This is a genomic window from Vreelandella subterranea (assembly GCF_900111305.1).
Classification (GTDB): Bacteria; Pseudomonadota; Gammaproteobacteria; order Pseudomonadales; family Halomonadaceae; genus Vreelandella; species Vreelandella subterranea.
The window spans coordinates 412,698-436,215 of record NZ_FOGS01000001.1; the positions used below are offsets into that span (position 1 = coordinate 412,698).

Annotated in this window: 21 protein-coding genes; 9 read left to right on the top strand and 12 right to left on the bottom strand. The window is 58.4% G+C overall.

Features of this window, described 5'->3' with window-relative positions:
* The first annotated feature begins 51 nt into the window (after positions 1–51).
* A complete protein-coding gene (locus BMX75_RS01860) occupies positions 52–1,560 on the top strand; it encodes a YifB family Mg chelatase-like AAA ATPase (RefSeq protein ID WP_092824730.1) in 1,509 nt (502 codons plus the stop codon).
* On the opposite strand, the gene BMX75_RS01865 is transcribed toward BMX75_RS01860, so the two are convergent.
* Together BMX75_RS01865 and BMX75_RS01870 are read right to left on the bottom strand one after the other, a co-directional pair.
* Positions 1,557–2,138, bottom strand: a complete 582-nt coding sequence (locus BMX75_RS01865; protein ID WP_175474673.1) for an NADPH-dependent FMN reductase — start codon at positions 2,136–2,138, stop codon at positions 1,557–1,559. The two genes, BMX75_RS01860 and BMX75_RS01865, sit on opposite strands and share 4 nt — an antisense overlap.
* A 104-nt stretch (positions 2,139–2,242) precedes the next feature.
* Positions 2,243–3,268 (bottom strand): alpha/beta hydrolase, encoded by a 1,026-nt coding sequence (locus BMX75_RS01870; protein WP_092824734.1) that lies wholly within the window; start codon positions 3,266–3,268, stop codon positions 2,243–2,245.
* Between the two features lie 230 nt (positions 3,269–3,498).
* Here BMX75_RS01870 and BMX75_RS01875 point away from each other — a divergent pair, with 230 nt between their 5' ends.
* Complete coding sequence (locus tag BMX75_RS01875; RefSeq protein ID WP_092824736.1) at positions 3,499–5,673, top strand: malate synthase G; 2,175 nt, start codon at positions 3,499–3,501, stop codon at positions 5,671–5,673.
* 78 nt (positions 5,674–5,751) lie between these two features.
* Complete coding sequence (locus tag BMX75_RS01880; protein ID WP_092824738.1) at positions 5,752–6,168, top strand: PaaI family thioesterase; 417 nt, start codon at positions 5,752–5,754, stop codon at positions 6,166–6,168.
* A 12-nt stretch (positions 6,169–6,180) separates the two neighbouring features.
* On the opposite strand, the gene BMX75_RS01885 is transcribed toward BMX75_RS01880, so the two are convergent.
* Entirely contained in the window at positions 6,181–6,624 is a 444-nt protein-coding gene (locus tag BMX75_RS01885; protein WP_092824740.1) for a DUF411 domain-containing protein, read from the bottom strand.
* Positions 6,621–6,770, bottom strand: coding sequence for a hypothetical protein (locus tag BMX75_RS18025; protein WP_175474674.1), 150 nt, complete (start codon positions 6,768–6,770; stop codon positions 6,621–6,623). Before BMX75_RS18025 ends, BMX75_RS01885 begins: the two co-directional genes overlap by 4 nt.
* A 261-nt stretch (positions 6,771–7,031) precedes the next feature.
* On the opposite strand from BMX75_RS18025, the gene BMX75_RS01890 reads away from it, so the two are divergent.
* From BMX75_RS01890 to BMX75_RS01900, 3 genes are all read left to right on the top strand, one after another.
* Positions 7,032–9,533 (top strand): EAL domain-containing protein, encoded by a 2,502-nt coding sequence (locus BMX75_RS01890; RefSeq protein ID WP_092824742.1) that lies wholly within the window; start codon positions 7,032–7,034, stop codon positions 9,531–9,533.
* 101 nt (positions 9,534–9,634) lie between these two features.
* Positions 9,635–11,131, top strand: a complete 1,497-nt coding sequence (locus BMX75_RS01895; protein ID WP_092824744.1) for a methyl-accepting chemotaxis protein — start codon at positions 9,635–9,637, stop codon at positions 11,129–11,131.
* Positions 11,132–11,303: 172 nt separating this feature from the next.
* Positions 11,304–13,037 (top strand): PilZ domain-containing protein, encoded by a 1,734-nt coding sequence (locus BMX75_RS01900; protein WP_092824746.1) that lies wholly within the window; start codon positions 11,304–11,306, stop codon positions 13,035–13,037.
* Positions 13,038–13,049: 12 nt separating this feature from the next.
* Here the strand turns inward: BMX75_RS01900 and BMX75_RS01905 are convergent, their stop codons facing one another.
* Positions 13,050–13,442 (bottom strand): DUF423 domain-containing protein, encoded by a 393-nt coding sequence (locus tag BMX75_RS01905; RefSeq protein ID WP_066320794.1) that lies wholly within the window; start codon positions 13,440–13,442, stop codon positions 13,050–13,052.
* A 140-nt stretch (positions 13,443–13,582) separates the two neighbouring features.
* On the opposite strand from BMX75_RS01905, the gene thiS reads away from it, so the two are divergent.
* The 3 genes from thiS to trmB are packed head-to-tail and all read left to right on the top strand — an operon-like array spanning position 13,583 to position 15,351.
* Positions 13,583–13,804, top strand: a complete 222-nt coding sequence (gene thiS / locus BMX75_RS01910; protein WP_092825090.1) for a sulfur carrier protein ThiS — start codon at positions 13,583–13,585, stop codon at positions 13,802–13,804.
* A gap of 11 nt (positions 13,805–13,815) precedes the next feature.
* The gene (locus BMX75_RS01915; protein WP_092824748.1) at positions 13,816–14,610 is read left to right on the top strand and encodes a thiazole synthase; all 795 of its coding nucleotides are present in this window, start codon (positions 13,816–13,818) and stop codon (positions 14,608–14,610) included.
* Positions 14,611–14,622: 12 nt separating this feature from the next.
* Positions 14,623–15,351 (top strand): tRNA (guanosine(46)-N7)-methyltransferase TrmB, encoded by a 729-nt coding sequence (gene trmB, locus BMX75_RS01920; RefSeq protein WP_092824750.1) that lies wholly within the window; start codon positions 14,623–14,625, stop codon positions 15,349–15,351.
* Positions 15,352–15,361: 10 nt separating this feature from the next.
* Here the strand turns inward: trmB and BMX75_RS01925 are convergent, their stop codons facing one another.
* From BMX75_RS01925 to BMX75_RS01955, 7 genes are all read right to left on the bottom strand, one after another.
* Positions 15,362–15,964: a glutathione S-transferase family protein gene (locus BMX75_RS01925; RefSeq protein ID WP_092824752.1), complete on the bottom strand. Its 603-nt coding sequence runs from the start codon at positions 15,962–15,964 to the stop codon at positions 15,362–15,364.
* Positions 15,965–16,109: 145 nt separating this feature from the next.
* The gene (locus BMX75_RS01930; RefSeq protein WP_092824754.1) at positions 16,110–17,687 is read right to left on the bottom strand and encodes an aldehyde dehydrogenase (NADP(+)); all 1,578 of its coding nucleotides are present in this window, start codon (positions 17,685–17,687) and stop codon (positions 16,110–16,112) included.
* 49 nt (positions 17,688–17,736) lie between these two features.
* Positions 17,737–18,477: a FadR/GntR family transcriptional regulator gene (locus tag BMX75_RS01935; protein WP_245748318.1), complete on the bottom strand. Its 741-nt coding sequence runs from the start codon at positions 18,475–18,477 to the stop codon at positions 17,737–17,739.
* Positions 18,478–18,549: 72 nt separating this feature from the next.
* Positions 18,550–19,875: an enolase C-terminal domain-like protein gene (locus BMX75_RS01940; RefSeq protein WP_092824758.1), complete on the bottom strand. Its 1,326-nt coding sequence runs from the start codon at positions 19,873–19,875 to the stop codon at positions 18,550–18,552.
* Between the two features lie 48 nt (positions 19,876–19,923).
* Entirely contained in the window at positions 19,924–21,492 is a 1,569-nt protein-coding gene (garD, locus tag BMX75_RS01945; protein WP_092824760.1) for a galactarate dehydratase, read from the bottom strand.
* A gap of 34 nt (positions 21,493–21,526) precedes the next feature.
* A complete protein-coding gene (locus BMX75_RS01950) occupies positions 21,527–23,038 on the bottom strand; it encodes a tripartite tricarboxylate transporter permease (protein WP_092824763.1) in 1,512 nt (503 codons plus the stop codon).
* Positions 23,039–23,056: 18 nt separating this feature from the next.
* Positions 23,057–23,500: a tripartite tricarboxylate transporter TctB family protein gene (locus tag BMX75_RS01955; RefSeq protein ID WP_092824765.1), complete on the bottom strand. Its 444-nt coding sequence runs from the start codon at positions 23,498–23,500 to the stop codon at positions 23,057–23,059.
* Between the last annotated feature and the right edge of the window lie 18 nt (positions 23,501–23,518).

A 23,518-nucleotide genomic window follows, 5' to 3' on the forward strand; every position in this document is an offset into this window, starting at 1 on the left:
TACGGTAGGTTAATAAGCATACGGTAATTAACAACCAGCGAGGGAACGCGCATGACGCTTGCCATTGTGGCGACACGGGCCGGGGTCGGCCTGGACGCACCGGCAGTGCACGTGGAGGTGCACCTGGCCAACGGCTTGCCCGGTTTGACGTTAGTCGGCCTGCCGGAAACCGCCGTCAAGGAAAGCCGCGAACGGGTGCGCAGTGCCCTGGTCAACGCTGGTTTCGACTTCCCCAATACCCGGCGCATTACCCTTAACCTTGCCCCTGCCGATCTTCCCAAGGAAGGTGGCCGCTTCGACCTACCCATCGCGCTGGGCATTCTTGCCGCCTCCGGGCAGATTCCGGTCGATGCCCTGGAAGGCATGGAGTTTGCGGGCGAACTGGCCCTGGACGGCAAGCTGCGCGCGGTACCCGGTATTCTGCCCTTTGCCCTGGCCACGCGGCGCGCCAAGAAGGCACTGATCATCCCCCGCGCCTGCGCCGATGAAGCCGCGCTTGCAGGTGATTTGCCGGTGCTGCCTGCGGACACCCTATGGGATGTCGTTGCCCACCTGCTCGACCAGGAGAAAATCCCGCCCCATCAACTGCCAGCCTCGGTCAAAAGCCCGGCGCCAATGGCCGACCTTGCCGACGTGCGTGGCCAGCAACAGGCCCGCCGCGCCCTGGAAGTCGCCGCTGCTGGCGGCCATAATCTGCTTTTCGCGGGCCCGCCAGGCACCGGCAAGACCATGCTCGCCAGTCGCCTGCCCGGTATATTGCCGCCACTCTCGGAAGAAGATGCGCTGGCCGTGGCGGCGGTGCGTTCGGTGTGCGGGCTGCCGCTGGAAGCCGACTGGGGCCAGCGACCCTTCAGGCAACCCCATCACAGTTCCAGCGCCGCGGCACTGGTGGGCGGCGGCACAAAACCCAAACCCGGCGAAATCTCGCTGGCCCACCATGGCGTGCTGTTCCTGGACGAGTTGCCGGAATTTTCCCGCAGCGTGCTGGAAGTCTTGAGACAACCGCTGGAAACCGGCGAAATTCATCTGGCCCGCGCCAGCCACGAGCGCCGTTACCCGGCGCAATTTCAGCTGGTGGCGGCAATGAATCCCTGCCCCTGCGGGCACCTGGGCGACCCACGCAACCGCTGCCAGTGCACCGCCAGCCAAATCCAACGCTATCAGAACAGGCTGTCAGGCCCGCTGCTAGACCGCATCGACCTGCAGGTGGAAGTCCCGGCGCTGCCACCCGAGCAGCTCACCGCACAGACACAAGGCGAATCGTCGGAAGCCGTGCGTCGGCGCGTCATGGCCGCCCGGGAACGGCAAACGGCAAGAGGTGCGCTCAACAGCCAGTTAAGCGGCAAAGCCCTGGAAACCGCCTGCGCGCTAAATGACGAGGAACGCGCCTGGCTGGCCGGGGTGCTGGAAAAACTCAAGCTCTCCGCCCGCGCCTACCACCGCGTGCTGCGCGTCGCACTCACCCTGGCCGACCTGCAGGGCGAACCCAAGCCCACCCAGCCGCATCTAATTGAGGCCATCGGCTACCGGCAGTTGGATAGGTTGTTGAAAGGCGCTTAGCCGTGGGTCTTGGCCAGCGAATCGACCAGGCGCTGGCAGAGGGCATCAAGCTTTTGGCCGGTGGCCTCATCATGTAGCGCACCACTGTCGTTGAATGCACTGCCTGCCTGGGGAAGCGATAACGGCTGCGGCAGTACCGTCAGGCTGAGGTTGGCGAGTAGCTGCTGCGCCAGGGGCATGGCGCGAATACCGCCCAACCCACCGGGTGATGCTGCTACCAGGGCCGCCCACTTGCCCGCAAAGAGCCCCAGGCCCGGGGTGTCTTCATAGGGCCGCGATAGCCAGTCCAGGGTGTTCTTGAGCAGCGGCGTGATAAAGCCGTTGTATTCCGGCGAGGCAATAAACACCGCTTGGTGCTCGGCGAGGATAGCGCGCAGCTTCAGCACATTGCCCGGCATGCCCTGGGCCTCAATGTCCTGGTCAAATAACGGGCAGGGATAATCCCTTAAATCGATAAAAGTGGCTTGGCCGCCCAGTGCCTCAATACGTTTGGCAGCGAGCTGGGCCAGCTGTTTGTTGAGTGACCCTTCACGGGCACTGCCAGCAAATACCAGTACTTTCGGTGGGGTATGGGTCATTGCACGCTCCTGATCAAAATGGACTGACATAAACGCATTCGACTAATCTTCGCACAGCCGTTGGGCGATAGCATTAACCCCTGCTCATATAAAGGGCTTAATAGTTAAAGGTTATCACCCGGCGATGACAGTGCTTGCCTGGTTGACGCTTCTGTCCTGGATGCCGCCACTTGATCGATGAACGCATCCAGGGCATCGAACAACGCACGGCGAATCGGCTCTGCTTCATTCACCAGGTGATGCCTGGCGTCAGGATGCCGGTAGATCTGCGCGCCGGGAAATTTATCCTGCAGAATCGCCAGGTTCCATTCCCAGTCCACGGTAACGTCCTGCTCGCCCTGTAAAATCATCACCCGCAAATCCAGCGGGTCGCGGGCCAATAACCTGGGTATCCAGCGGCGCATGGCAGTAACCCAGGCCACACTCAGCTGATTGGGCTGCAAAGGGTCGTGCTCGCGTAGAAACTCGATAAATTCCTGGTCGGTAGAGTTAGGGTGATACTTGCGCGGCAGCGCTTTCACAAAGGGGCTGGCGATCAGGTGCAGCCAGCTGGCCTGGCTCCAGCCCCAGGGACGAACCAAAGGTGCCAACAGCACTAGGCCGTCCCATCCCGCTGCATGGCGGCGGCTCAGTGCGTCGGTCGCCAGGATCGCTCCACCGGTACTTTGCCCGATGCCCAACCAGGGAGCAGGCGCCATGGACTGCTGGGCCAGAATGGTTTGCACATGCGTGAGGCAGTGCTGATAGTCGTCAAAGTCATCGATGGCGGCACGCGCGCCGCTGGAAAGCCCATGGCCGGGCAAATCCCACAGCACAACGCGCCAGCCTTTATTCAACAGGCGTTCAAGCAGATGGCGATAAAGCCCCAGGTGGTCGAAGTAGCCGTGAACGACAAAGGCGGTGCCTTTTGGTGCAGGCGGGCTCCATACCTGGCACCACAGCGCAAAACGTCCGGTATCGATAAACCCTGCGTATACGTCCCGGGTGTCAAGGCGCAGCGCTTCCAGACCGTAGTGTTGAAAATAGTCATTCATCGCCGTGGCTAGGGTGTCACCAGGCACCAAGCGGGAGAGTGCTGAGTCGCCAGCGTGGCGGCGAAACAATGCCTCTAAATGATCGAACTCGCGCATTCGCACCTCTCCTTAAACCGCTCTTTCGCCACCGGCCAGTCAATCACCCATGGCGTCATTCCTTATCTTTTGGTCGAGCATGATAGCGCTTTAGCGTCTATGCTGTTTACATGCCCACACAGATATGGAATTATTTTCCACAAATAGTTTTTAAATGCGTTTTCATCTGACTGTGACGGGGCATCAGCCGAGCAACACGGCGTCACAGCCACCCTAACAGGAGAGTCTCCATGAGCGAGCGTATCACGCGTCACCGTTTACAGGTGGCAGCCGACCTAGATCGTTTTATAAGCGAGCAGGCCCTGCCCGGCACCGGCGTCGACGAAAGCGCCTTCTGGGCAGGCGTCGATGCCCTATTTCACGATTTAACCCCCAAAAACCGCCAACTGCTAGAAGAACGTGATGTTCTTCAAGAAAAGCTGGACGCCTGGCATCGCGAAAACCCCGGCCCGGTTACCGACATGCCCGCCTACCGTCGCTTCTTGAAAGACACCGGCTACCTGGTCGACGCGCCCGCCAACGTCACCGCCACCACTGCCAACGTTGACCGTGAAGTCGCCGTTCAGGCGGGTCCGCAGCTGGTCGTGCCGATGAGCAACGCGCGTTATGCCCTCAACGCCGCCAACGCCCGCTGGGGCAGCCTGTACGACGCGCTCTACGGCACCGACGTGATTTCCGAAGAAGACGGCGCGGAAAAGGGCACCAGCTTTAACCCCAAGCGTGGCGAAAAGGTCATTGCCTATGCCCGTGGCGTCCTCGACCGCGCGGCGCCGCTGGCAACCGGCTCTCACCGTGATGCGGTGAACTATGCGATTCGCGATGAGCACCTGGTCGTCACGCTGGAAGGTGGCCGCGAAACCGGCCTGAAAGACCCGGGTAAATTGATCGGCTTTATCGGCGAGCAGGCCAAACCTGACGCGATTCTGCTGGGCAACAACGGGTTGCACCTGGAAATCCAGATCGACGCCAACGACGCCATCGGTAAAACCGACCCGGCGGGTGTCAAGGACGTGGTGGCTGAAGCCGCGCTGACCGCGATCATGGACTGCGAAGACTCCGTGGCCGCCGTCGACTCGGAAGATAAAGTGGGCGTCTACAGCAACTGGCTCGGCCTGATGAAGGGCGACCTGGAAGAGAAGATCGAGAAAGGCGGCAAGACCTTTACTCGCAAGCTCAACGCTGACCGCACCTGGCAAACCACCGATGGCAGCAGCGTGACCCTACCGGGCCGCTCGCTGATGTTCGTGCGTAACGTCGGCCATCTGATGACCACCCCGGCGGTACTGGACGAGAACGGCAACGAACTGCCGGAAGGCATCCTCGATGCCGTCGTTACCTCTTTGCTGGCGCTGCACGACCTCAAGAAAGACGCCGACCAGCCACGCAACTCGCGTGCGGGCTCGGTGTATATCGTCAAGCCGAAGATGCACGGCCCCAAAGAAGTCGCGTTTGCCAACGAGCTGTTCAGCCGCGTGGAAGACATCCTGGGCATGAACCGCGATACCCTGAAAATGGGCATCATGGACGAAGAACGCCGCACCACGGTCAACCTCAAGGCGTGTATTGCCGAAGCCACGTCGCGGGTGGTGTTCATTAACACCGGCTTCCTCGACCGCACCGGCGACGAAATGCACACCGCCATGGAAGCGGGCCCCATGGTGCGCAAGGGCGACATGAAGAGCGCCGCCTGGATCCAGGCCTACGAGAAGAGCAATGTCCAGGTCGGTCTCGCCTGTGGTCTGCGCGGTCGCGCCCAGATCGGCAAGGGCATGTGGGCGATGCCCGATTTGATGCACAACATGCTTGAGCAGAAAATCGGCCACCCGAAAGCCGGCGCCAACACGGCCTGGGTGCCCTCGCCCACCGCCGCCGCGCTGCACGCGCTGCACTACCATCAGGTCAACGTCGCCGATGTTCAGCGCGAACTGGAAGCCCAGGGCGAGCCGGACTTCCTGGATGACCTGCTCACCGTGCCGGTGGCCGAAAACGCCAACTGGTCCGACGAGGAAATCCAGCAGGAACTGGACAACAACTGCCAGGGCATTCTGGGTTACGTAGTACGTTGGGTAGAGCACGGCGTGGGTTGCTCGAAAGTGCCGGATATCCACAACGTGGGCTTGATGGAAGACCGCGCCACGCTGCGTATCTCCAGCCAGCACATTGCCAATTGGCTGCATCACGGCATTGTGGACGCGCCGCGCGTGGAAGAAACGCTCAAGCGCATGGCCAAGGTGGTGGACGAGCAGAACGCAGGCGACCCCAGCTACACCGCCATGAGCGCTAACTTCGAAGACTCTACCGCGTTCAAGGCGGCGTCCGACCTGATCTTCAAAGGCCGCGTCCAGCCGTCTGGCTACACCGAGCCGCTACTCCACGAGTGGCGCCAGGTGCATAAGGCGAAGTAAACTCGCCAAAGGTACTATCAGAGGTACTATCAGCCCCGGGGCGTTTGCCTCGGGGCTTTTTTATGCAGGAAAACAACAATGACCGTGATGACCGTCGAACAGATCGAACAGTTTCTCGATGAGGTCTTTCCCCAGCGCATGGGCAGGATTGAAAGCGTGGGAGAAATGAGTGCCACCATGCGCCTGACGATTGGTAACGAGCACCTGCGACCGGGGCCGCGTGTTTCCGGTCCTACCATGATGGGCTTTGCCGATGTGGCCATGTACGTCGCCATTCTGGCGCAGATTGGCCCGGAGCCGATGGCCGTGACCAGTGATCTGAACTGCCACTTTCTACGCGCCGCCTCCGGCGATCACGACATCATCGCTCACGCCAAGCTGATCAAGCTCGGCCGCCGCCTGGCGGTGGGCGAGGTACAGATCGTCTCCACCGCCGATGAGACTAAACCGGTCATCCACGTTACCGCCAGCTATGTGCTGCCGGATAAACCATGACGCGACCTTCAATCACGGCTCAAGCGTCATAAAGGGGGCGTCTTCCTGGTCGGTGAAGGTATACACCTCATAGGGTTCGCTCTGAGGCCCTGGCATGCCCGGCGTGCCAATGGGCATACCGGCCAGGCCGATACCACCGACGTCAGGCTGCTCGTCAAACAGCTTGGTGACGGCTTCCATCGGCACATGGCCCTCAATCCAGTAGTCACCCATCTCAATGGTGTGGCAGGAGCCAAGCCCATAGGGCACGCCCGCCTGCTGCTTGATCTCGCCGAGTTGAGCATCATCGACAATGGTGACGTCAACGCCCTGTTCTTCCAGATGACGCGCATACTCATCGCAGCAGCCGCACTGGGGGTTTTTGTAGAGCGTGGCTTCATCGGGCAGCGCGGCCTGGGCCGAGGTGGCACCGAAAAGCAATGCGCTGGATAGCAACGAGGCAGTTAAACGCTTCATGAGGGATCTCCCTGTGAGGTACGGCTAAACAAATATTTTGCCAGCGCGGCGATACCCAAGCCGACAAGCAGTAGAAAAGCCAGCGGCATCAACCAGCCAAACCAGCCCATGGAACTCATCAAAGCAAAACAATCTGCGTTCATCATGGCAACTCTCCCGACAAGTGGACACAAATCAAGCGTACAACCCTGGGGTTACCCCAAGGTCAAGCGTTCGTTGCGATTCTCCCCCTCGTCAGTTCCAACCGTTTGATCGACATGACGTCGATCACGCTTTGTTCATGTTAGCGTACACTGTTGGTGCCAAAGTCATCGTTTCGAACGCTATTGAACAAATCTATTACAGATTAAAGGTTATGTGTCGATACTAGCTATACCACTACTAGTCAAAGGGTCGGCGGTCTATAAATGCTAATCAATTTTTTGTCAGACCCTGACGCCTTAAACGCGGTTCAGGGAGAACACGATACTTTCCTGGTACTGGTTTCTTGGCTGGTCGCCCTGGCCGCTTCATACGCTGGCCTGGATATCATCAAGCTGGTGAGAAAGGGATCGAACCCTGTGTGGCGGCTGGGTTGGCTTTTCGCCGGGGCCAGCGCCATGGGCTTGGGCATTTGGAGCATGCACTTTATTGGCATGCACGCCTATCAGCTTGATTTTCCGGTAAGCCATGCACCGTGGCTTACCCTGATGTCCATTGTGCCCGCCATGCTGGGTAGCTTTGGCGTGATGGTCGCACTTTCCCGTGAAAGACCGCCGCAGCGAGCACTTCTACTGGCCGGTATCGGCCTTGGTGCCGGCATCGGGCTAATGCACTACAGCGGCATGGCCGCTATGCGTATGCCCGCTGAGCTGCATTACTCACTGGCCCTATTCCTGTTATCGCTGCTGGTCGCCGTTGGCTTAGGCATGTCGTGCGTCTATGCCTATCGCCTCTGCCAGCACGAGTGGGGCAGAAAGCGCGCCAGAACCTGTGCCTTCATTGCGGCGCTGTGTTTCGCCACTGCCGTCTGTGGGATGCATTACGTCGCCATGCAGGCCGCCTGGTTTGTGCCTATTCCGGATGCCGTGGCGCCTTCGGTATCGCCAGCCTCCCACTGGATTATTTTCCTTATTAGCGGCGCTGCCGTATTGACCGCCATACTCGCGTTAGTCGCCACCCGCGTACAGCGTCGCCTGCATGACAGCGAGCGCCATGAACACATGACACAGACGCGCCTGCTCGAAGTCATTTCTGCACTGCAGGATAGCGTGATACTGCTCGATGAACAGGCCCGGATTCGCCTCTGCAATGCAGCGTTTGAAAGGTTGATGGGCCTCAGCAGCCAGCAGCTTGAAGGCATGTCGGTCTCACAACTTGACTACGCCGAAGAAGGCCGCGAACTCAGCCAGCACATACGCCAAGCATTGGAAAAAAAGGGCGAATGGAGCGGCATGATCACCGCTCTGGATGCCAACGGTGAAGGCTTTCCCGCCTGGCTTAGCGTGAGCCGCGTCACCTATGCCGACAGTAAAGACCGTGACTACGTCGCGCTGCTCAGCGACCGCTCTAAAGAACAGCAGGCTCAAGAGCGTATTCGCCACCTTGCCTATCACGACATACTGACAGAGCTTCCCAACCGGCGGGCGCTGCAGGAGCGGCTCACCGGGCTTGGCTCTTCAAGGACACTTGCCCACCCGTTCGCTTTTTTGGCCCTGTTTGATATTGACCGCTTCAAGGTACTCAACGACAGCATGGGCCAGGATATTGGCGATGAACTGCTACGCCAACTAGGCGGACGCCTTCAGCAATGGGCAGAGGCTGAGTGGCTGGTCGCCCGGCTGGACGGCAACGAGTTCGCCTTGGTGGGTACGCTTGCCAGCCGCGACGCGCTCAGCGCCGAGCAGGAAATGATGCGCCTCATTGATGAGATAGTAGCGTCGCTGACCGCTGGCTATCTGCTGAAAGGCCATCCCTATCCGTGCAGGCTTAATGTGGGCGTGCTTATCTTCCAGCCCCTCGACCGGGAGGCGACACAGCAGCTGTTCAAACGCGCCGGTCTGGCCCTGCTGGAAGCCAAGCGCCAGCGAGATGGTAAACCCAGGCTCTTTCGTCAGGCGCAAGAAGACGAGCTAGAAGAACGCTTGAGCCTTGAACGCGAACTACGACTCGCGATTGACCACGATGAGCTGTGCCTTTATCTCCAGCCTCAAGTCGATGAGGCTGGAAACATAATAGGCGCTGAAGCCCTGGTTCGCTGGCAGCATCCCGAGCGCGGCATGATTTCACCGGGTCACTTTATCCCCATCGCCGAGGAGACCGGGCTAATTCTGCCATTGGGGCATTGGGTAATTCAGGAAGGCTGCCGGGTGCTGGGCGAATGGCGCAATATTCCGGCGCTTCAAGGGCTTCAGCTATCATTGAATGTCAGCGTTCGCCAGTTTCAGCAGCCTGACTTTGCAGATCAGGTGCTGTCGGTCATTCAACAACACGATGTGCCCCCCGAACGCCTGACGCTGGAGCTTACCGAGTCGCTGTTATTAAGTGACCCTGATGGCACCATCGAAAAAATGCAGCAGCTACAGCGTGCAGGCGTCAGCTTTGCTCTGGATGACTTCGGCACGGGCTATTCGTCGCTTGCCTACCTCAAGGTATTGCCCCTCGACACGCTTAAAATCGACATTGCCTTCGTCAGGGATCTGGCCCTGGGCATGCAAGCCACGCCGATTGCCGCCACCATCATCGCCCTTGCACAAAGCCTGGGGCTCAGGGTAGTAGCCGAAGGCGTGGAAACCAATGACCAGCGCCTGGTGCTCGCTCAACTGGGCTGTCATATTTACCAGGGCTTTCTGTTTGGCCGCCCCCTCCCTGTAGACGCGTTTTTGCGTACCATTGTCGAAGACGCCCGCGCCAGTCTTCCACACAAATGACCCCTTGCATCTAGCTCATTATTATAAATATAATTTTATAAAAATTATACACAACTTATACAAACCTGGCGGTTCTCATAACACGAAAGGACATTACAACAATGGCTGATACATCCCTTTCCAGGCATATCGCACGCACCGACAGACTCATGTGGTTCCCCTTGGGCTTTGTCGTTTTTTTATGCGTCATCGTGGGTATCTTCACCCAAACCTTGCTGTTGGCCCTTGTGGTGGCGGTAATGACGCTACCGTTGACGTATATCGTCCAACACCAGTGGCGCGGTCATATCGTCAATGGCTTTGTCAAAGCCGCCGTCATGATGGCCTGGTCTGCGGTATTAATCGAACAAAGCGGCGGGCTGATCGAAGCCCACTTCAGTATCTTTATCCTGCTCTCCGTCTTGATTCTCTATAGCGATTGGCGAGTCATTGCATTGGGTGGCTTGGTGATTGCGTTGCACCACGCCTTGTTTACCTGGCTTCAATACCAGGGCGTTGTCCAGCTTTATACCAGCATGGGCGATATGGAGAGCATGACCAGCGGTGGTGAAGGCTTTACGGATTTACTCTATTGTTTGCTAATGCATGGTGGCGCTGTGGTTGTCCAGGTGATCATTCTTGGCTACTTGGCCAAGGTGCTGGAAAGCATGGTGAAGGAAGGGCTTCACGTCTCCCGCTTTGCGGTTTCCGCTGGCGGCGGTAATTTGGACGTGAGCTTCAGTGATAAAGAGCAGCGACTTCCAGCCGTCGCCGCTGTGGTCAGCATGCGCGACCAGGTCGCCGAAAGCCTGCGCAAAACACAAACGGCGGCCAGCCACGTTACGGACTACAGCCAACAGCTCTTCATTGCCCAGGAACAGTTACGGACGCAAACGGCGCGCAATAGCAGCCAAACCGAACGCATATCGACCAGCACCACGGAACTCGCTGCGACAACCCGCGAGACAGCGGAAGAATCCCGGCAGATTCGCAAGCTGGCGGAGCACGCCGAACAAATCGCGCGCCAAAACGGCGAGCAAGTTGAAGAAATGCGCGAAATGATGCACCTGCTAAATCAGCACACTGGCAACATCCATGAAATGCTCAGCGAAATTGATAACATTACGTTCCAGACCAACCTGCTGGCGCTGAATGCCTCGGTGGAAGCCGCCCGTGCGGGTGAACATGGTCTGGGCTTTGCCGTTGTGGCTAACGAAGTCCGTACGCTGTCCAAGAACACCCAAAACACGGCGTCTCGGATACGCCAGACCATCGCCAACACGACCGACCAGGTCTCGCAAGGTGTTGGCCAGACGTCCACGATTGCCGGCACCACACAGTCACTTATTCAAAGTTTTGAGCAAGTGGCGATGCGCTTGACCAATATGGACAACGCCGTCCAGCAGCAGCATCAGGGCGTCGAAGAGCTCGAGCAAAGCGTTAATGAAATTTATAATGCGTTGGAGCTTTCACGCGAAGCGGTGGATAACTCGCACAGCATGGCCGAGCAGCTCTCAGCGACTGCCGACACCATGATGCAGGCAGTGAGCGGCTTCACACTCCCAGCCTCTTCGTCACCGGCCAATAAACAAATGCGGATCGCACCGTCCACGGTTTAGCACCAGGCGTCCTCTTTCCTCCATCAAGTAATTTCCATTGAAGGGGCAGGAACAAAAATTTACTGTCGGATGGACTGTCCGGCTACGTAAAGTCTATATAGTCGTCCATACTTAATAAAAAGACCTATATCTTGAAATAGGCGAATAATAATTAATCACTGAGGCATTTCAAATGGCGGCTACTACCCTGCACGAAAACCCCTCAGCAAGCGTGATTCGCTCATTGCTTCAGCACACCCACGAACTGTCTATTTATTCCCATGCCATGCCTTATGCCCTTAAGGCTGAGGTCATTGAGCTGAATCTGGGTAATGGGCGAATGGTACTGGAGGTGGAATACACTGGCTCGGATATCGAGCGCTACCTGACCAGCGATAGCCTGAGCTTTGACCTGGAGGCGTTGAAAGGACCACATGCCGTTGAGCGCGAGACTTATAGTCTCAGCAACGTCGCCGTCAAGCTGCTCAAGGCAGACAGTACGCTGTACCGCCTGGAGTGCCAACTGCCTGAATCGGTTTTCGTTCATGAAAACCGAGGCGCCGTGCGTATTCCTTTCATTCTAGGCATGCATGCCCGTGTCAACATCGAAGTGTATCTGCATGAGCTCAACGTACCGGGCAGGCTGCGTAACCTGTCTATTGGCGGTTGCATGGTCGATATCGATCTGGCCGACAGCATTGCAATCGGCGTAGGGCAAGCAATTCCCGGAATGACGCTTTCGTTTCCAAACGGCGAGAACTTTTTTACTGAAGGCAATATCCGCCATATACGCCCCTTCGGCCATCACGGTTATGCCGCCGTCGGTATTCAGTTCACCAACGTATCAACGGCCAAAAGTGAAGCCCTGTTCCATTACGTGAATGAGTCGGAAAGAGAGGCCGCCTACCGCACCGGCACCAACGACAAAATGATGTATCACTCTCCCCTGTTTATTCCCGGTACCAAGGAGAAGAGTATCCAGCATCGAGAGGCTCAGGAGAGTGAAAAGCGCTCTCATCAATCACCCATGGAACGCGGCGTCATGGACGTGTCTCATCAGCTGCAAATAGGGCTGATGTACATGAAGACCCGCCAATTTTTTCCGGCCGAGCTCTTTTACGATTGTGTCGATACCCTGCGCTATCTTGTGGAGCAGGACCGCAAGACGTTTCTATTCGCCTTGGCGCTTTTGCGTGATGAACCAGACTGGGTAAGACACGCCGTGCAGGTAACCGGCCAACTTATCGACATGCTCGTCGCCCGCGACCCGCACTCCCCAGGTGTACGCGGGGCCGCCCTGGGTGCCTTGCTGCACACCATGGGCAAGCCGCTGCTGATCAGCGAGCAGTTGCCATCACTCAAGGTGAATATGACCCCGGCACAGAAGGACATTCTCAGCGGCCATGTCCATCAGCTACTCGATAAGCTGCATGAACTGAACTGGACACCCAGCTCCATCTGCCGCGATGTGATCGAGAATGCCAACGAGCGCCTGGACGGCTCCGGCTACCCGGCGGGCAAGGGAGGCGAGCAGCTATCGGAGACCGTGCGGCTCGTTTCAGTCATCAAGGCGATCAACAAACTGCTCCACGCTCGCAACGGCGTACCACCCCGCGCGCCCATTGACGCTTACCGTAACGTTCACGAAGCAGGCGCCGCCTACGACAAAACCGCACTGGTGGAATATATCCAGATCTATGGCCTGTACCCCATTGGCAGCCTGGCCAAGTTCTCGGGCGGCTTCCTTGCCTGGGTCATGGACATCAACGGCAAGGGCATGCCGAGCCAGGTTCACGTGGTCAAGAATCTGCGCTTTCCTGACACGAACATCAGCAGTGTTATCACCCAGGGGGATTTATCGCAGATTGGTAAACTAGAAGGTATCGTCAACCCTGCAGACTACGGGGTGAAGGTGTTAAAGCACTGAGCCGTGTGACGGCTAGGGTTTGGCAGGAAGGCGATCGAACATCGCCACTACGCCCAGCGCCAGCCAGCCGGTGATAAGCAAGAGCCCGCCAATGGGAGTAACGATACCCAGGTTCCAACCCGCCAGCGCCATAAGGTAAAGAGAGCCCGAGAAGGCGGCGATGCCCAGCGCCCAGAGTGAAAGCACCCAACGCTGCCCGGCGATTGGGATGCTTCTCCGCCATACCAATACCGCCAGCATGGCCAGCGTATGCCAGGCCTGGTAGCGCACCCCGGTTTCTACCGCACTGACCATATCAGCGCTGGTACGCGACGCCAGTCCATGGGCAGCGTAGGCGCCCAGCAAAACCAACAACGCCCCTGAAAGCGCGACCCCGAGCCACCACAGTTTATCTATTCGCTGCACCTTGCACTCCTTGTCTACCGATTTATCAGCTTTCATTGTGCAGTTTAACGCTGCCACATACCTTGAGCGGCACGAAACCGCTACAATAGACGATGTTTGGCCCTACACGTTTTGTTGCACACAATGGGACGCGCCAGTTTATGTCTACCCCTGATGAGTTAATACAGCTTACGCTCAACGGTGACCCGCACTCTCTCGCTGCGGGGGCGACGGCGGCTGACCTGGTGGAAGAACTAGGGCTCAGTGGCCGACGCATTGCCGTTGAGATCAATGAAGAAATTGTGCCCAAAAGCCAGCTTGCCGACACCCGCCTGGCCAATGGCGACCATGTAGAGGTCGTCCACGCTATTGGCGGCGGCTAAAGGAACCCATGATGACGTCACTCACTGACACACCGTTTACCGTTGCCGGACGCGACTTCAGCTCTCGCCTGCTGGTCGGCACCGGCAAGTACAAGGACTTCGACGAAACCGGTGCGGCCATTGCCCAAAGCGGCGCTGAAATCGTCACCTTTGCAGTGCGCCGCACCAACCTGGGCCAGGATACCGAGGCCCCCAACCTGCTGGATGTGATTTCGCCCAAGCGTTACACCCTGCTGCCCAACACCGCTGGCTGCTACACCGCCAAAGACGCCGTACGCACCTGCCGGCTGGCCCGCGAACTGCTTGACGGCCATAACCTGGTCAAGCTGGAAGTGCTGGGCGATGACACCACCCTCTACCCGAATGTGGTCGAAACCCTGCAAGCCGCGGAAACGCTGCTCGCCGACGGTTTCGACGTCATGGTCTACACTAGCGACGACCCCATTGTGGCACGCGAGCTGGAAGCCATGGGCTGCTGCGCCATCATGCCGCTGGGCTCGCTGATTGGCTCCGGCCACGGCATTCAAAACCCGCACAATGTGCGCCTGATCATTGAACAAAGCCAGGTGCCGGTGTTGGTGGATGCAGGCATTGGCACTGCTTCCGATGCCGCCATGGCCATGGAACTGGGCTGCGACGGCGTACTGCTGAACAGCGCGATTGCCCATGCCCGCGACCCGCTGCGCATGGCCAACGCCATGAAGCTTGCCGTGCAGGCAGGACGAGACGCCTTTTTGTCAGGCCGCATGCCACGCCGCCAGACCGCCGACCCCTCTTCGCCTTTTGCTGGCCGGATTAACGGCTGATACAGAGACACCATGACCGATACGAAAGACACCGCGCCCGAAATCGCCGACGCCCCACTGCACCGCCGGGGCATTAAAAGCTATGTGATTCGCGCCGGGCGCATGACACCAGCACAAACGCGTGGATTGGAAGACGTTTGGCCACGCCTGGGGCTGACAATCGCCGACGGCCGCCAAGATCTGGACGCCCTCTTTGGGCGCCAGGCGCCGCGCGTCGTCGAGATCGGGTTCGGCATGGGCAACTCCTTGATTGAACAGGCCAAAACCCATCCGGAAACCGATTTTATCGGCATTGAAGTGCACGCCCCCGGCGTGGGCAAACTGCTCGATGAAGCGGATAAACGCGGCCTCACCAACCTGCGTGTTTACCGCGAAGACGCCCTGGCCGTATTGGAACAGTGTCTACCGGAAGGCTCCCTGACCACCGTTCAGCTGTTCTTCCCTGACCCCTGGCCAAAAAAGAAGCACCACAAGCGGCGCATCGTTCAACCTGCGTTTGTTGAGCTGATCCGCACCCGTCTTAAGCCCGGCGGCAGCTTTCATCTGGCCACCGACTGGGAGGCCTATGCCGAGTGGATGGCAGACGTGATGGAAGACGCCCCCGGCTACGCCAATACGGCTGGCGCTGACACCGCTCCCTACGTGCCCCGCCCCGCCTTCCGCCCACTGACCAAGTTTGAAGCCCGCGGCGAAAAGCTCGGCCATGGGGTGTGGGATTTGATTTACCGGCGGGAAGACTAGGCCCTAGAAACTACTCAAACGCCGTCATCGCAAAGCTCTCGCACTCCACCACCTTGGCATGCCAGGCCTGAAGTGTCGGAAAGCGGTTAGGCCAATCAAAGGCCGGTAAGCGAAAGCTGATATAGCAAAGCGCCACGGCAACGGTAATCGCCCCCAGCGTGCGTTCCGCATTGCCCGCCAGCACGCTGGGGTGCGCATCAAGCGTTGCCAGCGTGCGCTCGATGGCTTTCAAGCGACGGCTGCCCAATACCGTTGTATCGACCTCATGGCCATTGTGCTTGCGGCCAATCACCACATTGAACGCCGCGTCCGTCAAGCCATGGCCAAGCCCGGCCAGCGCCAGGGTTTCCGCATATGCCTTGTCTGGCAACAGTGAATCCCCTTCGCCCTGTGCATCCAAATAGAGCGCTATCAAAAGCGACTCGGTCAGCACTTCGCCGTCGTCGGTGACCAGCGTCGGGATGCGGCTGAGCGGGGTAATCTGTAAAAGTTCGCTATCCGTCGCCCAGGGGTCACACCAGCAAAGCTCGGTACGCTCGATCAACTGCTTTTCATACAGGCAAACCCGCGCCACGCGGGCATAGGGGGAAGTCGCGTTCAGGTAGAGTTGCATGGGAGTCTCCTTGGCTGGGCAGTTCACCGCAGCTTGCGTGGCTAACGTGCGCAACGCAATAGGCCAATCGGTAAAAAAAGCGGCCCGAAGGCCGCTTAGTTGAGCGCTTATAAAACCGTCTCTCTACGATTGACGGCTTGCTAAATCAGGCTTCGCGCTTACCATCCACCAAGCGGCTGATACCCTCGGGGTTGGCATCTTGCAGGGCGTCGGGAAGCAGCGCTTCCGGCAGTGCCTGGTAGCAAACAGGGCGCAGGAAGCGATGGATCGCCGCGCTGCCCACCGAGGTCGTACGGCTATCCGAGGTGGCCGGGTAAGGGCCACCGTGAACCATGGCATGGCACACCTCGACACCGGTCGGCCAGCCGTTGGCCAGGATACGACCCGCTTTGCGCTCCAGGGTCGGCAGCAGCGCTTTGGCCGCGTCCACATCGCCATCATCCATTTGCAGGGTGATGGTCAACTGCCCCTCGAGCTCGGCGGCCACGCGCATCATTTCAGCCTGATCGGCGCACTCCACAACCAGCGAGCTGGCACCAAATACCTCGGCCTGCAGGGTCTCATCGGTGAGGAAGTCGGCCGCAGAGGCAACGAACAAGCCCGCGCAGCACTGGTTAGCACCTTCGCCGAGCTGACCACGCGCCACTTCACGCACCTTGGCATGCGAGGAGAGGGTGTTAACACCCTGCTCATAGGCCTGGTGAATCCCCGGAGAAAGCATGGTCTGGCTGATACTGGCTTTGACGCCGTCGCCAGCGGCGTCGATAAAGGCGTCCAGCGCCTTGCCTTTAACGGCAATCACAAGCCCTGGGTTGGTACAGAACTGACCGGCCCCCATGTTGAGTGACCCGACAAAGCCTTCGGCGATCTTCTCGCCACGCGCTTCCAGGGCCTCCGGCAGCAGGAACACGGGGTTGATGCTGCTCATCTCCGCGTAGACCGGGATCGGCTGCGGGCGCGCCTGGGCCGTGGCCATCAGCGCCGTGCCGCCACTGCGCGAGCCGGTGAAGCCAACGGCCTGGATGCGCGGGTCTTTGACCAGCGCCTGACCGATCTCTTTACCGGAGCCGAACAGCAGCGAGAAAACACCCTCGGCTAGATGGCACTTGGCCACGGCACGCTGGACGGCACGCCCCACCAGTTCAGACGTACCGGGGTGGGCGGAGTGGCCCTTGACCACCACCGGGCAGCCGGCCGCTAGTGCTGAAGCGGTATCGCCACCGGCTACGGAGAACGCCAGCGGAAAGTTGGAGGCGCCGAACACGGCGACCGGACCAAGGCCGATATGGCGCTGGCGCAGGTCAGTCCGCGGCATGGGCGAACGATCCGGCAGGGCCGGGTCAATGCGCACGTCGAGCCACTCACCGGCACGTACCACGGAAGCAAACAGCCGCAGCTGACCGCAGGTACGGCCGCGCTCGCCTTCCAGGCGTGGGCGAGGCAGGCCGGTCTCGGCCATGGCACGCTCGATGAGCTCATCGCCGATACCTTCGATTTCGGAAGCAATGGTTTCGAGGAAGGTAGCGCGCGCTTCAAGGCCGGTCTCGCGATAGCTGGCGAAGGCGGTTTCAGCGAGCTCGCAGGCACGCTCGACTTCTGCTTTGCTACCCCCCACATAGGTTGGCTCCATCGTCTCGCCGGTGGCGGGGTTCACCGCATGGATGTCGGCCTGGTTGCCGCTCACGGCTTGCTGACCGATCAGCATTTCACCACGGATCGTCATAGGTTCCTCCTTAGCTTAGTTTATCGGGCGTTTTGGATGCCCGATGGTGCTACGTTTGGTCGCGATACTGGGCATACATGTTCTTGGCGCGATCAAGATGCCGAAACATCATTTCGCGGGCTTTTTGTGCGTCACGCGACAGAATCGCCTCGATGATCTCGTCATGCTCGGCCTGAACACGCTCCAGGTAACGGTCGGATGAGTTGGGATCGATTTCGATACTGAGCAGCTTGGCACGGGGAATGACACTCTTGCTCCACTGCTCGTAAAAAGATGCAAAGAAGGGGTTCTTGGTCGCCTTTGCAATCGCAAAGTGAAAAAGGTAATCCTCTTGCCGCGCCAGCCGCTTCTCGGCATGGGCTTTGATAAAGGCGTTATGCTGGGCCCTCAGTTGCTCTCGGTCGGCGTCGTCATGGCGCAGCGCCGCCAGTTCCGCCGCGGCAGGCTCCAGGGTTAACCTCAGTTCGAGCAGGTGCAGAATATCGGCCACAGTCGTCGGGTTGATATGCTGCGCGGGCCTTGGCTCCTCTGCCTTGTCCCGCAGCACTGTGGTGCCCACTCCCCGGCGCGTCTCTACCAGCCCCAGGGACTTCAGGTGGGTAATGGCCTCTCGCACAACGGTTCGGCTGACACCGAAGGAGTCGCACAAGCTGTTTTCGGTGGGCAGCTTATTGCCCACTGCCACCTTGCCCTGCACGATCAAGGCCTCCAATTGTTCGGCGACATATTGGGAGAGGCTACCCTGCTTCGCGACCTTGCTTACGTTAAGGGGAGGTTGAACCGATGTCATTTCGCTTTCCTTGACCATAAACACCTTCGCCTAAAGTATGATGATATACATCATATCAGAGCCGAGTGGCTCTTACCTCACAAGCGCAGGACGCTTGGGGTCAAACTCCCATCCTGGAATCAAGAACTGCATGGCCATGGCGTCATTGCGTTGAGTCACGTCGAGAGTCTTGTAGAGCGCATGTGCCTCTTTCAGCTTCTCTTCGTCCAGCTGGACGCCGAGGCCTGGGGTTTTAGGCACGACCAGCTTGCCATCACGGATCTGGAACGGCTCTTTGGTGATGCGTTGGCCATCCTGCCAGATCCAGTGGGTATCGATGGCGGTGATCTCGCCAGGGCAGGCCGCCGCTACATGGGTCATCATCGCCAGGGAAATGTCGAAGTGGTTGTTGCTATGCGAGCCCCAGGTCATGCCCCACTCGTTGCACAGCTCGCCCACCATCACAGCGCCCTGCATGGTCCAGAAATGGCAGTCCGCCAGCGGAATATCGACGGAATTGAGCTGCACGGCATACTGCAGTTGCTTGAAATCGGTCGCGATCATGTTGGTTGCTGTGGGCAGGCCGGTGCGCTTTTTGAACTCGGCCATGGTCTCGCGACCGGAGTAACTCTCTTCCTGACCGCAGGGGTCTTCCGCATAGCTCAACAGGTGCTTGATCGGATCGAGCACGCGTACCGCTTCGTCGAGCTTCCAGGCGCCGTTGGGGTCGAGGGTCAAGCGGGCTTCCGGGAAAGCTTCGTGGAGCGCGCGGATGCAGTCGGCCTCTTCCTCGCCGCGCAGTACGCCGCCCTTGAGCTTGAAATCCTTGAAGCCGTAGCGATCATAGGCGGCCTTTGCCAGGTTAGCGACGGCGTCTGGGGTGAGCGCCTCTTTGTAGCGCACCTCGTCCCAGGCATCCTTGGGGTTCTCGGCCTTGGGGTAGGGCAGGTCCGTCTTTTCCGGGTCACCCAGCAGAAAGAGATACCCAAGCGCTTCGACTTCATCGCGCTGGCGCCCGTATTGACCCAGCAAATCTGCCACCGGCATACCCAGCGCCTGACCGAACAGGTCGAACAACGCCGATTCAATAGCGGTAATAACGTGAACCGCAACGCGTAGATCGAAGGTCTGACGGCCACGCTCTTCACGTCCATTTTGGGCCAGAAGCTGGCGCGCCTGGTTCAGTGTCTGCTTGACGTTGTTGACTTGCGAGCCTTCAACAAGGGAGCGGCACTGCTCCAAGCCTTTGATGATACCGTCGCTGGACGGGATTTCCCCGACCCCTTGATTGCCAGCGTCATCTTCCAGAATCAGCACACAGCGGATGAACCAGGGCGCATGGCCGCCGCTCAAGTTGAGCAGAAAGCCATCGTAGCCAGCCACCGGCACAACACGCATTTTTTTAATCGTCGGAAACATTTACATTTGCCTCTTGTAGTATCGGCTCTGTCGAGATGTATTTCTGCTTTAAGTCACTGGCGCGGGATTGAATAGCACCAGATCGTTGTAAAGGCCGAGCTTATCGGCAGCAACGCGCCGACGGCCGCTGGCCACGTCAAGAATGAGCTGGAAAAGCTCCCAGCCCATTTCCTCGATGGATGCCTCCCCCGTGGCGATGCGCCCGGCATCCAGGTCGATCAGATCATGCCAGCGATGCGCCAGGGTAGAGTTGCTAGAAACCTTGATCACCGGGGTCATCGGCAGGTTGTAGGGTGTCCCGCGCCCGGTGGTAAAGACCTGCAGGTTCATGCCCGCTGCTGCCTGCAAGGTACCGCAGATAAAGTCGCTGGCAGGGGTGGCGGCGAAGGTCAATCCGCGCTTTCGCAGACGCTCTCCAGGCCCAATAACGTCAATGATGGGGGAGTTACCCGACTTGATCACCGAGCCCAAGGCTTTTTCAACGATATTGCTCAATCCGCCTTTCTTGTTGCCAGGCGATGTATTGGCACTCCGATCGGTTTGCCCCTGAGACAGGTAATCGTCATACCAGGCCATTTGATCGACCAGCGCTTTAGCGACGGAAGAATCGATCGCGCGCGGCGTCAGCAGGTGAATCGCATCGCGCACCTCGGTGACTTCGGAAAACATCACGCTACCACCGGCCCGGACGATCAAGTCGGTAGCCAACCCCACTGCCGGGTTGGCTGTCAGTCCGGAAAAGGCATCACTGCCACCGCATTGCATGCCGACCACAAGCTCGGACACCGGGCAAGTTTCCCGCTGGCGCTTATCGAGATGCTCAAGGTGTCGCTCTGCCATGGCCATGATCCCTGCCACCATATCGTCAAAGCCCTCGAACGACTCATCCTGCAGGCTCAACACATTGGCCTGGGGGGCAGCAGCTTCAGTATTCTCGTAGATCCTCACTGGCTGATCATCAACCAGGGTAGAGGGCTGCAGTTTCTCGCAGCCCAGCCCGATGACCATGACTTCGTCACCAAAGTTGGGATTCTGAGCCAGATGCTTGAGCGTGCGAATGGGCACCACGGCGGCCGGGGCGTTGATCGCCACGCCACAGCCATAGCTATGGTTAAGCCCTACCACCGCATCGACATTGGGAAACTTGGGCAACAACTCACGTTTTATGCGCTGCACCACGTGATCCACAATACCCGCCACGCACTGCACGCTGGTGGTAATACCGAGAACATTCTGGGTGCCGACGCTACCGTTGGCATTACGGAACCCCTCAAAAGTGTAACCTTCCAATGGCTCCACGGGTGGCGCCGGACGTGTCGCCAGCGGCAGATCGTCCAGCGCAGGCGGTGTAGGCATGAGTAGATTGGTCTCATTGACATGGCCACCACAAGGAATCGCCAGGGCCGCCGTTCCTATCACCTCACCGTAGCGAATCACGGCATCACCCTCGGCCAGGGCCACCAGCGCTACCTTGTGGCCCTGAGGCACATGAGTCTGGAGTTCAATGCCGCCATCAAGACGTTCGCCAGCCGCCAGACCACCCTGTGCGACAGCGACGGCAACATTATCACTGGGATGAATGCGGATCACCCGAGGTGACGGATTGTCCTGCGTCATGGTCGACCCTCCGGGATATGCAGCTGAATAGCTATCACTGGGAAGCCTCCTCGCGGCTGACCTTGCGACGCTTGAGCCCCATTAAGATGGAAAAGACCACCGACGCGATGATCAAGATCCAAAGCACAACGGCTATTGGGCTCTTGGTGAAGAAGATTGAGAAAGTGCCAGCAGACTCAAGGCTCTTGACGAAATAGACTTCCGCCTGGCTGCCTAAGATAAAGCCGATAATCAAAGGTGCGACTTCAAGCCCGACCTTCTGAATGACGTAGCCCAGCACACCGAAGATCAAAAGGGTCCAGACATCGAACATGATGCCGTAATTGATCGCATAGGCACCGACCACGCACATCATCACAATGATCGGGAAGAGCAGGTGCTTGGGTACCATCACCACCTTGGCGATATGCTTGATGGCGTAGAACATCAGGAAGAACATCACGATGTTGGCGAAGATCAGCGCCGTCATCATCACATACCAGGTATCCACATTCTCCGGGATGAACAGCGGCCCCACCTGGATGCCTTGAAGGGTGAAGGCACCAATCAGCACAGCGGTGGTAGAGTCACCGGGGATCCCCAGGGAAAGCAGTGGAATAAGCGCACCACCGGTCAAGGCATTATTGGCAGACTCCGAGGCAATCAAGCCCTGAGGCGCGCCCTTGCCCATTTCGGAGGAATCCTTCGACAGGTTCTTCTCCTGGGTGTAAGCCAGCACAGACGCCGCACTACCGCCCACCCCCGGCAGCATGCCGACGAAGGTACCTATAAAGGAGGAGCGAACCAGGTTGGTCAAACGACCTTTGAAGATCGACATGGAGAAGCCGCTGCCCCCCTTGCCAAGCTTCACGCGCTCACCGCTCAGCTCATTCTTAACGCCTTTTTCGGCCTCAAGCAGGATGGTCGAGATACCGAAGATACCTATCAATACAGGCAGCAAAGAGAAGCCTTCGAACAGGTAAGGCTCCATGAAGTCAAACATCAGCCGCGTCTTGCCGTTGCCACCGTCAGAGGTGCTATAGACGCCGACCAGGCTCAGCCAGATGCCAATCACGCCGCTGAAGATACCCACTAGCATGTTGCTGGAAAGTGAGGCAATTACGCTCAACGCAAGCAGAATGATCAGGAACTTCTCCACATAGGAGAATTTGATCGAGAAATCCGCCAGCATCGGCGCAAAAAAGAACAGCACAGCCGCACTGATCAGACCGCCGACCACGGAGGCGATGACGCTGACCCGTAGGGCCTTCTCGCCCTCACCTTTCTGGGCCATCGGGTAACCATCGAAGGTGGTGGTGATAGAAGAGGGTGTGCCGGGAATATTAATCAGAATCGCCGGCACCATACCGCCCGATATTCCCCCTACATACAGGCCAAGCAACAGCGCCAAGCCGTGGTTAAGGCCCAGGGCGTAGGTCAGCGGGAGACACACGGCTACCGCCATAGTGGCGGTCATGCCGGGTATCGCGCCAAACACAATGCCGACCAGGGCACCCAGGGCAGCAAGAAGGAAAAACGTTAGATCAAGAAGTGACAAAAATTCCATGGAGGGCACTCACTTCGGTCACGGCAGGGTGATTTTGAACAGCTTGGCCAGCACGAACCAGGCCACGCTGGGCGCAACAATGGCCGTGATCACCGCAGTGGTCACCGCCTTTTTTGTCCACTCATGCATGTACATCAATGCCATGAGCAGGACGAAAACCATCGAGACGAACAGGAAACCGTAGCCCGTATAGGGAAAAATATTGCCCACGAACGCCATCAGATAGAAATACGCCACCATCAAGGCGAGAGTACCGAAGAAGCGGAAACCGTCCATGGATTCACCGATTATCGGCAAGGTCCGCTCACCGCGCTTTACAGCGGCCAAAAAAGGAATTGTCTTTGTCACTAAAACGGCAAGGAACAACAGTGCCAATACCCAATGAATAATCATCGGGAAGAAAAGATGAGACGTCCCGAAATCTATCGAGATGCTAAGCAGACTTGACAGACCTGATTCCATAACAGCTCCGATATAGGC

Coding starts and splice junctions, on each gene's coding strand:
- BMX75_RS01930 (WP_092824754.1), bottom strand. CDS start 17,687: ATGACGATCCGTGGTGAAATGCTGATCGGTCAGCAAGCCGTGAGCGGC.
- BMX75_RS01895 (WP_092824744.1), top strand. CDS start 9,635: ATGGCTGATACATCCCTTTCCAGGCATATCGCACGCACCGACAGACTC.
- BMX75_RS01860 (WP_092824730.1), top strand. CDS start 52: ATGACGCTTGCCATTGTGGCGACACGGGCCGGGGTCGGCCTGGACGCA.
- BMX75_RS01915 (WP_092824748.1), top strand. CDS start 13,816: ATGACGTCACTCACTGACACACCGTTTACCGTTGCCGGACGCGACTTC.
- garD (WP_092824760.1), bottom strand. CDS start 21,492: ATGACGCAGGACAATCCGTCACCTCGGGTGATCCGCATTCATCCCAGT.
- BMX75_RS01935 (WP_245748318.1), bottom strand. CDS start 18,477: ATGACATCGGTTCAACCTCCCCTTAACGTAAGCAAGGTCGCGAAGCAG.
- BMX75_RS01900 (WP_092824746.1), top strand. CDS start 11,304: ATGGCGGCTACTACCCTGCACGAAAACCCCTCAGCAAGCGTGATTCGC.
- BMX75_RS01880 (WP_092824738.1), top strand. CDS start 5,752: ATGACCGTGATGACCGTCGAACAGATCGAACAGTTTCTCGATGAGGTC.
- BMX75_RS01940 (WP_092824758.1), bottom strand. CDS start 19,875: ATGTTTCCGACGATTAAAAAAATGCGTGTTGTGCCGGTGGCTGGCTAC.
- BMX75_RS01955 (WP_092824765.1), bottom strand. CDS start 23,500: ATGGAATCAGGTCTGTCAAGTCTGCTTAGCATCTCGATAGATTTCGGG.
- BMX75_RS01875 (WP_092824736.1), top strand. CDS start 3,499: ATGAGCGAGCGTATCACGCGTCACCGTTTACAGGTGGCAGCCGACCTA.
- thiS (WP_092825090.1), top strand. CDS start 13,583: ATGTCTACCCCTGATGAGTTAATACAGCTTACGCTCAACGGTGACCCG.
- BMX75_RS01890 (WP_092824742.1), top strand. CDS start 7,032: ATGCTAATCAATTTTTTGTCAGACCCTGACGCCTTAAACGCGGTTCAG.
- BMX75_RS01925 (WP_092824752.1), bottom strand. CDS start 15,964: ATGCAACTCTACCTGAACGCGACTTCCCCCTATGCCCGCGTGGCGCGG.
- BMX75_RS01870 (WP_092824734.1), bottom strand. CDS start 3,268: ATGCGCGAGTTCGATCATTTAGAGGCATTGTTTCGCCGCCACGCTGGC.
- BMX75_RS01950 (WP_092824763.1), bottom strand. CDS start 23,038: ATGGAATTTTTGTCACTTCTTGATCTAACGTTTTTCCTTCTTGCTGCC.
- BMX75_RS01885 (WP_092824740.1), bottom strand. CDS start 6,624: ATGAAGCGTTTAACTGCCTCGTTGCTATCCAGCGCATTGCTTTTCGGT.
- trmB (WP_092824750.1), top strand. CDS start 14,623: ATGACCGATACGAAAGACACCGCGCCCGAAATCGCCGACGCCCCACTG.
- BMX75_RS18025 (WP_175474674.1), bottom strand. CDS start 6,770: ATGATGAACGCAGATTGTTTTGCTTTGATGAGTTCCATGGGCTGGTTT.
- BMX75_RS01865 (WP_175474673.1), bottom strand. CDS start 2,138: ATGACCCATACCCCACCGAAAGTACTGGTATTTGCTGGCAGTGCCCGT.